The following is a 12,872-nucleotide window of genomic DNA, read 5'->3' as shown; positions in this document are numbered from 1 at the left end:
GATGCGATTATTTGATAAAAGGACGCCGCTTCAGAAAGAGTGGGAAAAGCTGGAAGTACAGGAGCAGAGATTCCTTCAGAAGCGTTCAGAGAAAAGGGAGAACATTCTGAATCAAAAACTGGAGGAAAAGATACCGCCGAAACTTCAGGAAACATTGGATACTGCTTTTGCGAAGGCATTTGCTCTGATTTTCGAGAAAGGAACCAGGGTTATTGAAAAGACGTATCAGCGGGCAAAACTGGAGCAGGACTATCAGGTACGACAGTATACGGCGGATGTAAAGCAGAATTCCAAATCCCTGCGAGCCTTTTCTAAAAAAGCGAGAGATACAGGAACAAAGAATTTACTGCTATCCGGTGTGTCTGGAATCGGGATGGGCGTATTGGGAATCGGTCTGCCGGATATTCCGGTATTTACAGGAATGATTTTAAAGAATATTTACGAGACTGCCCTGCAGTATGGATACAGCTATGAAAGCAGGGAAGAAAAATATTTTATCTTATTATTGATCCGGGGAGCAGTATCCTATGGGGATACACTTTGTGAGATTGACGGGAAAGTAAATGAATTTATCAGAAACGGAATGCTGCCGGAAGAATATCAGGATAAGGAGCAGATCGAACAAACAGCGGGATCTTTGTCAAAAGAGCTTCTCTATATAAAGTTCTTACAGGGGATTCCAGTGGTTGGTGCTGTAGGCGGAGCTTATGATGCAGTCTATATGAAAAGGATCACAGAGTATGCAGAGCTGAAATACCGGCACAGATATCTGGACGAGTGGAAAAAAGACAGAGAATAAATTGTTGTTTTGATGTGTATGGAGTATAATGTGTGCATTAGACAGAATCGACCAGAGAAGGAGGTTGTAAGATTATGGAATGGATAGGATTCATTGCATTAGCTGTCTTGCTTTGTTATTCCTCATATCCTGGGAAGGTAAAAAGGCTTGAAGTAGCGGTGAAAAGATTGGAAAGAAAACAACGAGGTGAAAATAATATGTCAAAATTGATAAATGAATTGGTCAATACGGAGTGTAAAATAAAATCAGATGATGCTTTACAGTTGGTGGGAAGTACAGAAATGAAATGTCTGGTGTTGGATACGGATGATGAGTGGATGAAAGTCCGGTTTACTGATAAGAAGAATAATCAGATTACGAAATTACTTAGAATTGAAAATATTGATGAAATCGAAATAGTAAGTATGGAATTGAAATAGGGTGTGGATACGAAACTATGAATTATTTTTTTAGAATTTAGCTCGAAACCAGCCTAAAATCAGCAAGCAAAGAATATTTGCGAAGCGAAAATATCAATGTAAAAAGTCAATTGCTTGTCATAGTAGTAAATTTAGATAAAATGAAATTGCAAGGAGGAGTAAGCTATGCAATTAGGTCAGATGATTGCAAAAATCAGAAAGGAACAAGGGATGACACAGGAAACTTTTGCTAAAAAGTTTGATGTAACAAGACAGACAGTTTCAAATTGGGAGAATGAGAAGAGCTATCCAGATTTGCATACGTTAATAAAAATCAGCGATGAGTTTAATTTATCTCTCGATGTTTTATTGAAAGGAGATACTACTATGGTAAAAGATATTGATAAGAAGATAAAAAAGCATTCTCTGTATAAAGGTGTAATAGTGGTTTTGGTTTTTATGGTTGTTGGTTTATTTGCTTTTATTCAATTCAATAATGAAAGCATGAATGACACTGCAAAAGATTATATGGACAATTATGTAAAAGGTGTAAAAGTTATAGAGATATATGATGCCGCAAATAAGGAATTGCTGGTAAAGTATGATGATAAGCATAATATAGATAAGGTTATTTCTGCTTTAAATATAAAATCATGGAAAGAGACAGAAAAAAGCATAGGTATGAACCCTAAATATACCATAAAATTTTATTGCGATACTACGAACCAAGATGAAGAAAAAGATATAAAAGAAATTACCCTTTATGAAAATGGGGAATACGCTACGATTTTTATTACTTCTCCTGGCGGAGTAAAACAAAACTATAAAACGAGCATTGATATTTCTGAATTGGTTATCTAATAATATTTGTGTAATGAGAATGAAAATCTAATTCTTTCAAGTTTAACTAAGACATTTCCGGAGCAAATGCTCATGGCATTGAAGCGGATACAAACACTATTGTTTGATAGAAATAAGAGAGGTTATTTATAATAAAATGAGCCGCCAGAACTGTAGGGGTGATGCAGTACAGGCGGCTCATTTTCTATCTAAACGGATGTATCCGGAAGTTCCGGCAGTTGATCGGTGAGTTCTTCATATCCGAGAAAATCTCCGGCACATGGCATCGATTGCCCTGTCCCCTGCTGTGGTTTCCGGAAGTACAGCCGATACCGATGTCCCTCTAGGAGTTTGATATTCTTTTCCAGTGAGAAGGCGTATTCCTTTCCGTTATCACTGGCAAACCAATATTGCTGGTTTTTCCCGAAGAGTGTCTGTTCCCGTTTCGTGCAGCTTACGTCCAGTGACAGATAAGCATGTGTATGGATCAGGTGGTAGAAACTGAGTGCACGCAGGATGCTGCAGATTCCGATGAGGAGGCTCATTAGGATAAAGAGCCGGTCATGGGTGGCGATTCCGAAGATGCACCCAAAAAGTACACAGAAAAAGCCGATTGCACTGATGGCAACCAGCTTTGTGAAAAATGGTTTTGGCATAAGGTTCCTTCCTTTAACATGTATGAAATGTGATTTGTTTATTCAGGTACAAATTAGCAATAGCCTGCAGCACCGGATACTGGGTATGGTGAATCTGGACATCATCCACAAGTGTTTGGTAAGTTGTCTCCGGTTCTGTGTATAACTCATCCATAATATCCGATTCGTTGTGGATTACTTTTTTCTGATCCATGCTTGTGATAAGCTCAGCGGTCGTGAGGGAAACCTTTTCAGCCAGCTTCAGAATGGTATCTTCCATCGGTGAAGAGGGTTTCTTCTTTAAATATCTGCCAAACTCTTTTGCACCAATACTTCCTTCCAGATAAAGCTGAATGCAGCCAAAGAGCCGGATGGGAAAGGTATCCTCCAAGGGAATAATGGTCAGACTGCCGAGAAGGCGATATAGGGCATCCACCCCTGTCAATCCAATTCCGCTTACAACCAGACCACGTAAGGAAAGTCGGTTCAGATAGTGTTGGAAGGATAAGTTCTTCGGACCTTCTTTCTGAATCTGGCGCAGGGTATAGGCATCCTGGAGTTCATGGAGCGTCAGAATCTGAAAAGCAAGACAGCTCCAAAGTAGTAGTTCGTCATCCGATAGACCATATTCTTGTCTATTGTTGATTACAAGAGGAATGGTTTTTCCGCCTGTCGTTTTTTGAAATTTTAAGGTTCCGACAGCAGTATAAAGTGTCAGCATAAAAGTTCCCTCCTTCAAAGTTAAGTCAGAAGTGCATAGAGTGCATCATCCTGCTGTAATAGTTTCCGTGCTTTGCTCTGCCATGCCCGTACACGATTGGCTGGTACTTGGTAGTGTTTTGCCAGTTCAAAGCTGGTATATCCCTGATGTTGCAGATAGAGGGCTACAATTCCCTTCTGAATAGTTGGGGACTGTCCGGTGCCAAGCTGGGTTAAATGCTCAAGAAGCAATGTCTGATTTGTGTCCTTTTCCGGGTGAGTTGTTTGTGTATCCTCGTAGGAAAACAAATCACGATAATGGAGATGTTCATCTTCAGATGATGCTTCGTCCAGAGAACAGAGCATGGAGCGGTCACGGGCAATTTTCCGCCAGTAATCAAAGATGGCATGACGGATGATAGTTTTGGCATAAGGCTGGAATGATCTTCCTTCCTCAAATCCGACAGCCGCCCGGCACAAAGCAAGATATCCAATCTGACATAATTCCTGTTGTTCTTCCTCAGTTACATAGGTAGCGGTGCGAGTCATGGAATGAATCATGATTGGAACCAGATCCATGGATTTTTCCACCAGTTGTTTTTGCTTTTTATTTAGCGGTAAGGTCATCATCAATCACCGCCTTTCAGCTGGCTGCCCGGAGGCAGAAGGGAATATGGTTGTTCTTTAAAACATCTGCGGATTCCCGAATGAGCTGGTCGCACATATAGTTGCTGAACTGTCCGATGTGAGCCTGCTTATCTGTCAGACAGAACTTATCTGCCACCCAGCGATATGCTTCCGGTTTGGAGAGGATGCCCTGTTGCCAGATCTGATCGAAAATTCGATGTGCCTGAATCCGCTTTTGACGAAGCTCCCGGTTGGCGAGCGTTCCTTTTGGTATCTTGGTTCCCGGATGTACCCCTACATAGGAATTGCAGGATGGATAGTGGGAGCAGACGTAAACCTGTCCTCCGTGAGACTGCTCTCCGTAGACAAAGGATGCATCTCTTAATATGGCTGTTCCGCCGCAGTAAGGGCAGCGGATATTTTTCATCTTTTTCATCTATTTTCACCTCGCATGTACATAAAGAATACTTAATGTGTACGTAGATAAGAGGTACGTACTGTATACTTATATTGTAAGTAAGCAGGTGATGAATTCCCATAGGACGCAAGCGGATACTGATCCCAGATTCGGACTAAATGGCACGAATCCCCATTTTTCAGATGCCGGGATAGAAAATTGCCCGGATGAGCGGGAATAAGCCGCTGTCTGTGAAACGTGGATAATTAACCGGTGTAAAGATGAACTTCTCACAGAAAATCCGTAGCAGGAATAAGCTGATCAGTACCAGACAGAGCAGGTAAGTGTTCCTGCGCCTTCTGGTCCATGGCTTTTTCGGACGGAATTTCACATACAGGACAAAAATCATGGGAATAAATATCAGGTTCGTAAAGACCTGATCGATACATTGGATGATTGAAATTACGTTTAACATAGGCAGTGCCTCCTTTCTTTACATATCCTGTACGTATAAGAGCCTGAAAGTGCAACTTTTTGTTACCAGTCATATTGCTGGTTCTCCTGAAGCCGGAGCAGTGCCGGAATGGGACATGGCTTTAAAGGCAGCTTCTGAGCGGCCAGATAGGGCAGATAAAGCTCTGTAAAAGCAGCAATGCTCATGCTTCCGGTACATTCGGTTGGCTCCGGTATCCGGGGAAACAAAAGCGCTGCATCTGAAAGAGGGAGGATGCAGGGGCTTCCCGTTTCATCCGGATGGAATAAAAAGCCAGAGTTCTCACAGCTTTCCTGTGCGTTACAAGTGCGGCACCAGACGTAGATACAGGAGTGCCAGTTCCCTTCACAGAGGTTCAGAAAATGACGGATGTGCTTGGCATCTGTCTTGCAGTGGGGGTGTTTCATATTCATCACCTACTAAAGAAGCAGGCAGTTCCATGTGGGAGCTGCCTGCAGGAGTCTTCGTTATGAGTTACTGATGTTTCTTTTTGCGTTTGAAGTAAACGATGCCCAGGACACTTGCACCTGCAAGTGCAGCTATGGCGATTCCGGCATACAGGAGAAGCGGCGTCTCATCGCCGGTCTTTACAGGCGGAGCTACCGGAGGCGTCTCCGGTTCTTTCGGAAGCTCTGTCATGTGTACGGTCTGACCTTCATCCTTCAGATCCTCATGGGAAGCAATCTCATGCTCGGTTTTTCCGTCTGTATAGTAGAGCTTTTCAAAGACAACCACATCCTGTCCTGCAAGAGCAGAAGCGTCGAAGGTAAAGGTAACTTCCACAGAGCCGTTGGCTTTTTCTGCTTTAAATTCTGCCTGAGCGGTAACTGGTTTTCCGTCTTTTAACAAAGCCTCTCCGGTTTCCTTATTCATCAGGGTTCCGATGACTTTGTACTCAGATCCAGGCATCAGACCATGATAAGTGACCGTATCTACGATAGTCGCTTCCTTGGAAGCAGAGACATCCTGATCCCCGTCACTGCCGTCTTTGGCTGTGGTTTTGATTTCCGGGAAGTAGATGGTCTGGTTGGCATCCTTGATGTCCGCATGTACCGCTACTTCGTGTTCTTCATAGCTAAGTGTTTCAAAGGCAACGAGTGTTTTGCCGGAGAGAGCAGAGGCATCAAAGGTAAAGGAAAGCTCGACACTTCCACCTAGTTCTTCCGGTGTGAAGCTTGTTTCCGCTGTCACAGCCTTTCCGCCCACCTCGAACGGTTTTTCGGTTTCCGCATCCATGAGTGTGCCTGTCAGTTTGTACTCTTTGCCTGGGATCAGGTTTTCGTATTCCACCAGATCCGTAAGCGTCAGTTCCTTTTCCGGTTTTGTATAGTGTGTGCCGGAAGCAGCATCTGTTGCAGTGGTTTTGATTTCCGGGAAGTAAATAGTCTGTCCTTCATCCGCAATGTCTGCGTGTACGGCAACTTCCTTGTCTTTGTAAGCCAGGGATTCAAAGACAACTACCGTTTTCCCTTTTAAGGAGCTAGCATCAAAGGTAAAGGTAACCTCTACCGTACCAGCGGATTCTTTTGGCTTGAAGGATGCTTTTGCTGTCACCGGTTTTCCGTCTGCTTCGACTGGTTTCTTTGTTTCTTTATCCATCAGAGTTCCGGTCACTTCATATTTCTGGTTAGGAACCAGCCCCTTAAAGGAAACCGTATCCACCAGCGTGATTTCTTTCTTTGCACAGGAAATATTGGAGTTCGTGTCCGCATCTTTCGCAGTAGTCTTGATTTCCGGGAAATAGATGGTCTGGTCTTCATCGTTGATGTCGGTATGGACTGCAAGCTGCATCTCATCCTGATATAATTCCTCGAAGACAACGGTTGTTTTGCCCTTTAAGGAAGTTGCATCAAAGGTAAAGATTACTTTGACGGAGCCGGAGGATTTCTTTGCAGTAAATTCAGTTTCAGAAATCACCGGTTTTTCATCCACAAGGATTGGTTCCCCGGTTTCTTTATCCATTAAGGTTCCGGTCAGTTTGTATTTCTGGCCCTTTTTCAGTCCTTCGTATTCCACAACATCTTCAATGGTCACTTCTTTTGCCGGCTGGCTCATGTGTGTACCGGTCTCGGCATCCAGAGCAGTCGTGCCGATCTCAATGGCATCATCGGTCAGAGTTCCAACCTGTATCATAACAGAATCCTTATAAACCTTGACTTCAAAGGTTAAAAGATCCATGCCTTTGTTGGAATCACAACGCTGTTCCGCCAGAGTGTAAGTATCGTAAATGAGAGCGCCTTTGGAATCATCCGGTTTGGAGGTGCCGAACCAGATGCCGTCTTCCGAAGACTCACCCCGGTTGGTATTTGCGGTATGTTTGTTCCATTTGGAGGAAGTGCTGGCATAACCGTTGGCATCTGTCACAATCACATGGCTTTCGCCTGTTGTTTTGGAAGTGATCTTAAATGGCACATTTGCCAGACGGTTCTGGCTGCCGTCAGCAATCTTGACAAATTCCAGATCCCCGCGGATGACCTGATTGGAGATGGAATTGTCTTTTGCAGTCAGTTCCACGATTTTTCCCTGTTCTGTGATGTCAAATTCTACAGAGATCTTTCCGCTGTTCAGATAACCGGAAGGTGCAGTTGTTTCATCCACACGGTAATGTCCGAATGGGAGAGCATCTTTTGCAGTTGCAGCAGAACCGGATTTATCGGCAGTAAGTGTAAGGACAACCTGATCTTTCGTGTAGGATGTTCCGTCTACTAATACCGGATTTTCATTTAACGTAGTGATCGCAAAGACAGTACCTTCCAAAGTGGCAGAACCCTGCGGTTTTGCTTCTCCGGTCTCGCTGTCACGTTTCTGGATCTTCACTCCGCCACGGATGACAGATTCTTCTATGGTAGAAGACTGGTATACCGAAACCATTTCCTGCTTACCGTCACCTGTAATTTTCTGTACGAAGACAGTTGGATTGAGCTGGTATCCGGCAGGGGCTTTGCTTTCCTGTACCGTTATGGTACCGAGCGGAAGACAGACGGTCTTGCCATCACTGGTATAGTAAAAGGCATCGCCGCTTACAAAGGAATCTTTGGTAAAATGCATCTTTCCGGAAACATCTGTTTTTAATACCCAGGTACGTGCCGGTTTCTTTCCAGCTTCCGCAGGATCACTGTCAGACTGCTCGGTATAGAACTTGACTGTAAATTCTGCGTTTGCAAGGGAAGCTGCTCCCTGTGGGGAGGCTTTCTTTGTTTCGGCATCCAGCTTTTCAAGCACCAGATTCATGGGATTATTCTGCGGAATATCTGTTACGTTTGCAGCAGAAGTCTGTTCTGCTTTTACGGTGACTTTGTGAGCTTTGGTGTCTACAATGTAGCCTTTGGAAGCAGAGAGCTCTTTTATGGTATAATCGCCTTCCTCCAGTTCGCCGGATCTGGCATACCCGTTTTCATCAGTGGTCAGTTTCTGGATGAGCTTCTCACCCTGATAGATCCCATACACAGCACCCTTTAAGCTGTAATTCGGATTCCCGTCCGATACGCTTCCGTTGGCAGAAGATTTTTTCAGTTCGATCCAGCCGTTTGGAACCTGATACCAGCTTCCGGCAATGGTCTGGCTGCCCTGTCCCGGAACGATGAATGCCCGGAAGCCTTCCGGCGGGTTCGGAAGTCCCTGAATGGCACTGGCTACTTCCAGTGCTTTATCAATATAGGACTGCGGGGCGCCATGGAAAGCTCCGGTGTCAGCGGAATTACCGGCATAGATGTAAGCGACAACCAGATGTCCGATGACATAGCTGTTATCATCACTCCAGCCACTGAAATATTTATCCTTGACGACTTTATCGTAGCCGTAACCGCCGTTTAAGTAGTAGAGCGCTTTTCTGAGCGGGGAGTTCTGGCTTAAAAGGTCATAGGAATAGGAACCAGAGGAAGGTGTTTTCTTCAGTGGTTCCACGCAGTAGGCAGTATTGCTCCCGTCAAAGCTCATGCGGGAGGTAAAATAGCTGCCGTAAGGGATATTGGCACCTGCCTTATAGCTGATGGTGCCGTCGGCTGCATGAACCGGAAAACTGCCGGAAAACAATGCGCCGACTGCGACAAGGACTGCCAGCAGCATAGCCAGCGTCCGTCTGGTATAGGATTTGTATGTCTGTAACATAAGTCTCCTCCTTCTTGAAGTTCAAATGAAAAGGGCAGCGTCAGTGCTGCCAAAAGTTACACAGCCTGTTTCTTCTGTTTCGCAAGGATTTCCAGAAGCTCCTGCCGATCTGTGGTAATCAGCTCCTTTTCCAGATTGGAAGCCTTAAATTCCACAGTGATGTTATTGTTGTTGGTTGAGATCAGACCGTTGCCCCGCTGGAAATGGGTGATGTTCATTACTTCTGTTTCCGATAGATGCAGGATAGTCTTCACCCGCTGTGCCTCTTCATCCTCCATGTTCAGGATAATCTTGGTCTTGCAGTTATTGATGATACCCTTGCCGTACTTCCCGTCATCCAGAGCAAAGAAGTCGTTTAAATCCTGTGTGGCAAAGATGCCGGCTCCGGAGTAAGCACGGATGATCTTGGCAATCTCCAGTACGAATTCCGCTGCAAGCCGGTTGCTGGATGCACCGATGAGCTGCCAGACCTCATCGACAAAGATGGCTTTCTCTTCGGTACGGTTTTCCTTCGCTTTATCCCAGACATAATCCAGGGCAACGAACATGCCGACCGTTAAAAGATCGCTGGAACCGGTCAGTTCGGAGATATCCAGTACCGTATATTTATTGGTCAGGTCCACATTGGTCTGCTGGTTAAAGGAAGAAGCAGAACCGTGAACCAGGCGGTTCAGGATATGAGCCAGACGTTTGGTATCCTCGCTTTCCAGCAGGACATTGTAGACATCCTCCAGAATGGGCATCTTTTTGTACTGCTCCGGATGCTGCGGATCTGTCAGGGATTCATTTTTATGTGTAATCCCTTTTCTGGCATAGGTTTTGATTAGGGCTTCATCCAGAAGCTGCTTCTCCTCATGGGACATATCCGGGATCAGCAGACTGAAGAAGATGTGAAGCCTTTGGATCTTGCCTGCCAGTGCGGAGGCATCCAGTGTCGGTCCGTCCAGCAGTTCATTTACAGAATTGTCTACCTTCCGGATTTCCATGATGTTGATACAGTTCTTACTGGCAGGAGAGATCTGGATAAATTCTCCGCCGACATTCCTTGCAGCCCGGTAAAATTCGTGTCCCTTTAGCGGAGCGATGATGAACACCTGGATGCCTTTTCTTCGCATCCTTAGTGCCATGGTCTGCATGGTGAAGGTCTTTCCTGCTCCCGAACAGCCTAAGATACAGATGTTGCTGTTCTTGTACTGCCTGGAATCAAAGATATCCGCAATGACCAGGGAATTGTTATGCTTGTTTACCCCAAAGAGGATTCCGTTATCATCGCAGATACTGTAGCTGACGAAGGGATAGCAGCTTGCCGCCCCGGAAGTCAGTACGTTCCGCTTGGACAGCTTAAAAAGCTTCTTGTCCAGATTTGCCAGCGGCAGAGAGGATAAAAATCCCTGCTCCTGTAAAAAGTAGCAGGAGTGTAAGTTCATATCCTGCGAGATCAGGAGCTTTTTCATTTCCTGAATCCGCCACTGCAGTTCTTCCAACGTGGAAGCAGTAATGGTGATGAGAAGATTCATGTAATAGAAATCTTCGTTGTTGGCAAGTCCCTGCTTCAGAAAATATCCGGAGCGGATGGCAGAATCCAGATCGTCATAATCAGTGTTGGTATCGGACGCATCCTTTAATTTGGAACGGTTGATACGGATCTGCTGACCGAGACGCTGCTGAATCTTGTCCTTTGGCTGTTTCTGGAGAAAGAAATCAATATCAATCCCTTCCCCGGCATTGACAAGGAGTGACAGCCATCCGGGAGTTACCCGGTTTTTGTAGCCGTCAGACGGCACAAGCAGGTAGGAATGGTAAAGCCCATTGATCTGTACATAATGGGAGTGCTTGAAATCCACACTTTCCGGTGCGAGAAACTCGTTGATCCGGATGTGATCCAGTTCCTCCATGCGATTTTCCTTTGTATAGGCGGACAGTACAGTGCTGATCCGGTTCGAAAGCGGAACCTCCGTACAAAGGGTACGGTTTAAAAGGGTGTAGAGAACATCCGTAGTAAATTCATCCTCATTGTCATGGGAGACCACTTCATTCCCGCACTGGTATAGAAAGGTTTTGGCGGTCTGGGAGGCTGTCTCAAGAGCAGCAAGGATTTCCCGTTCCTCTTCCTTTCGGTTTGCGTTGAATGGTTCATATTCAAAGATCAGAAAGAACCGTCTGGATACTGCTTCTCTGGAACTTAAGTTCTGGACAAACTGGATGTAGTCACGCTGCAGTTCCTGACAGTGGGGATCGGTTTCCCGCTCCAGCTCCAGCTGGGACTGCTCCAGATGCTTATTGATGTCTGCTTTTTTGGAGATCATCTTGATCTGGAGTTTGACAGGGCTGATCTTTAAGTAACTGATAAAGCTGTAGATAATGCCCTGCTGTTCCCTGGCACTTCGAAGCAGAAAGTTGATTGGTTCAATCTCCAGGATCTTCACGTACCGTCCGTCTGTGGTATAGACGATTCCGTTTGCGATTTTTTCCACCGGAAGATAATCCTCCAAGGTCTGGTCTTTCTTTCGCTTTTTCCGGGAAACGGGTTTTGACGTGGCAGATGAGGTGTCCTCCTTGGAAACCACCTTTTTTTTCTGCTCTTTTTTTGCAGCCCGCTTTTCGGAAACTGTCCGTTTTTCTTCCTCCTTTCGTCTCCGGGCTTCCGTTTTTTTCTGTATTTTTATCTGTTTCGCCGCCTCTTTTTTCTGTCGGCTGGCTTCTTTCTGCTCCCACTTCAGATAACGGATATCTTCCTTTGCCTGTTTTTTGATGCCCCGCTTGGTGGAGGTATCAAACTGCCGGTGTTCTTTTTTTTTACTTTTTGGCGGAGCTGGTGCGTCCGGTTCAGACTGTGGGGGAGCCGATGCCATTACTTTGGAAGGCTCTGCCATTTTTTCTGCTTTCCGGTGTTTCTTTGTCTTTGGCTCTTTGAAACGTGGTTTCCTGCGTGGCTTTCCTTCCGGAAGACTGTCGGACCTCCAGATTACCCTGCGGTTCACTACAAAACGCAGGGCATTCATCAAAAAGGCAGTGATGCTCTCCCCGCCGATTCCAATCAGGGCTACCATTGCCGCTGGAAGTGCGGTCATGCAGAGAATGATGATGCGGGCAGTCAGGGACAGCGGCAGGTGGAAAACAGGGATACCGATTGCCAGGGAAAGAACAATGCTTTCTATGGCATTGCGGATGTCAAAAGTTCCGTTTAGGATCTTGCCTTTCTCAATGAAGTTGGAAGGGATAAAGGAAACCGGTGTTTCTTCTGGCTGTGTCATGGCTGCACCTCCTTTTTCGTATCTTTCGCATCTTCGGAAGGCACAGAGGCACTGCCGGATTCTGTGTCCGGAGCTTCCGGGCTGTCAGAAGTATCCGGATACCCGCCTTCCTGCAGGTGTTCAATGTCCTGCGAAGTCAGGGACGGCAGGGAATCATCGGTTTGCTTTTCGTAAACAGTCGTATCTGCAGAGACCTGTACCCCGTCTTCTCCAAATAAAAACACACCCGTCGGGGTGTGGTAGGTAACCGGAAGCGTATCCTGATCGGAAAGTGAAAACATCAGGCAGACGGTTGTTTCGGTAGGGTAGCTGGTTTTTTCCGGCAGGAAGGTGATGCTTGTCTGTTCTTTTTTGACATACTCTTTTAGGTAGACAGGAAACTGCCCTTTGAGAGAAGCAATCTGGCTGTCGGAGAAAAATGCTTTTAAAGCATCAAAATCCAGATATTCCGGCATGGGGGTATCAGAATTTGTTTCTGTTGTTTCCTTTGCCGGTTCCCTGCCTTTGTTTCCGGAAGCTTCTTTTTTCTGGCTTTTCCAGAAACTGGGGAGAACCAGTCCGGCAAGCAGCAGAAACAGCATCAGAAAAATGGAAAGAATCACTTTTGTTCTGTTCATAATGGC

12 protein-coding genes are annotated in these 12,872 nt (G+C 45.5%); 3 read left to right on the top strand and 9 right to left on the bottom strand.

The window, feature by feature from the left end:
- Nucleotide 1 precedes the first annotated feature (1 nt).
- The 3 genes from PGY05_RS04605 (at nucleotide 2) to PGY05_RS04595 (ending at nucleotide 2,058) form a co-directional block, all read left to right on the top strand.
- On the top strand, nucleotides 2-799 hold the full coding sequence (locus tag PGY05_RS04605; protein WP_173785603.1) for an EcsC family protein: 798 nt from the start codon (nucleotides 2-4) through the stop codon (nucleotides 797-799).
- 74 nt (nucleotides 800-873) lie between these two features.
- Nucleotides 874-1,218: a hypothetical protein gene (locus PGY05_RS04600; RefSeq protein WP_109215035.1), complete on the top strand. Its 345-nt coding sequence runs from the start codon at nucleotides 874-876 to the stop codon at nucleotides 1,216-1,218.
- Between the two features lie 165 nt (nucleotides 1,219-1,383).
- The gene (locus PGY05_RS04595; protein ID WP_242992886.1) at nucleotides 1,384-2,058 is read left to right on the top strand and encodes a helix-turn-helix domain-containing protein; all 675 of its coding nucleotides are present in this window, start codon (nucleotides 1,384-1,386) and stop codon (nucleotides 2,056-2,058) included.
- A gap of 188 nt (nucleotides 2,059-2,246) precedes the next feature.
- On the opposite strand, the gene PGY05_RS04590 is transcribed toward PGY05_RS04595, so the two are convergent.
- From PGY05_RS04590 to PGY05_RS04550, 9 genes are all read right to left on the bottom strand, one after another.
- Nucleotides 2,247-2,693: a hypothetical protein gene (locus PGY05_RS04590; protein WP_117827098.1), complete on the bottom strand. Its 447-nt coding sequence runs from the start codon at nucleotides 2,691-2,693 to the stop codon at nucleotides 2,247-2,249.
- Nucleotides 2,694-2,706: 13 nt separating this feature from the next.
- The gene (locus tag PGY05_RS04585; RefSeq protein ID WP_173785600.1) at nucleotides 2,707-3,393 is read right to left on the bottom strand and encodes a cell division protein; all 687 of its coding nucleotides are present in this window, start codon (nucleotides 3,391-3,393) and stop codon (nucleotides 2,707-2,709) included.
- 20 nt (nucleotides 3,394-3,413) lie between these two features.
- The gene (locus PGY05_RS04580) at nucleotides 3,414-4,001 is read right to left on the bottom strand and encodes a sigma-70 family RNA polymerase sigma factor (RefSeq protein ID WP_173867490.1); all 588 of its coding nucleotides are present in this window, start codon (nucleotides 3,999-4,001) and stop codon (nucleotides 3,414-3,416) included.
- Between the two features lie 13 nt (nucleotides 4,002-4,014).
- Nucleotides 4,015-4,434 carry a DUF3268 family zinc-finger domain-containing protein gene (locus PGY05_RS04575; RefSeq protein ID WP_173867491.1) on the bottom strand — a complete coding sequence of 140 codons (420 nt, stop codon included), beginning with the start codon at nucleotides 4,432-4,434 and terminating at the stop codon, nucleotides 4,015-4,017.
- Nucleotides 4,435-4,594: 160 nt separating this feature from the next.
- Nucleotides 4,595-4,870: a hypothetical protein gene (locus PGY05_RS04570; RefSeq protein WP_008373818.1), complete on the bottom strand. Its 276-nt coding sequence runs from the start codon at nucleotides 4,868-4,870 to the stop codon at nucleotides 4,595-4,597.
- A gap of 62 nt (nucleotides 4,871-4,932) precedes the next feature.
- Nucleotides 4,933-5,301: a hypothetical protein gene (locus PGY05_RS04565; protein WP_136017835.1), complete on the bottom strand. Its 369-nt coding sequence runs from the start codon at nucleotides 5,299-5,301 to the stop codon at nucleotides 4,933-4,935.
- 61 nt (nucleotides 5,302-5,362) lie between these two features.
- A complete protein-coding gene (locus tag PGY05_RS04560; RefSeq protein ID WP_270475424.1) occupies nucleotides 5,363-8,995 on the bottom strand; it encodes a VaFE repeat-containing surface-anchored protein in 3,633 nt (1,210 codons plus the stop codon).
- A 56-nt stretch (nucleotides 8,996-9,051) separates the two neighbouring features.
- On the bottom strand, nucleotides 9,052-12,249 hold the full coding sequence (locus tag PGY05_RS04555) for a TraG/VirB4 family ATPase (RefSeq protein WP_270475423.1): 3,198 nt from the start codon (nucleotides 12,247-12,249) through the stop codon (nucleotides 9,052-9,054).
- Nucleotides 12,246-12,866 carry a DUF5038 domain-containing protein gene (locus PGY05_RS04550; protein WP_023921583.1) on the bottom strand — a complete coding sequence of 207 codons (621 nt, stop codon included), beginning with the start codon at nucleotides 12,864-12,866 and terminating at the stop codon, nucleotides 12,246-12,248. The genes PGY05_RS04555 and PGY05_RS04550 overlap by 4 nt, the downstream gene beginning before the upstream one ends.
- Nucleotides 12,867-12,872: the final 6 nt, after the last annotated feature.

Origin of the sequence: Coprococcus sp. AF51-11b1 (assembly GCF_027682785.1) — a bacterium.
In the GTDB taxonomy this organism is placed as follows: domain Bacteria; phylum Bacillota; class Clostridia; order Lachnospirales; family Lachnospiraceae; genus Allocoprococcus; species Allocoprococcus comes.
Note: the sequence above shows the minus strand (reverse complement) of the source record. Positions and strands in the feature narration are given on the sequence as shown.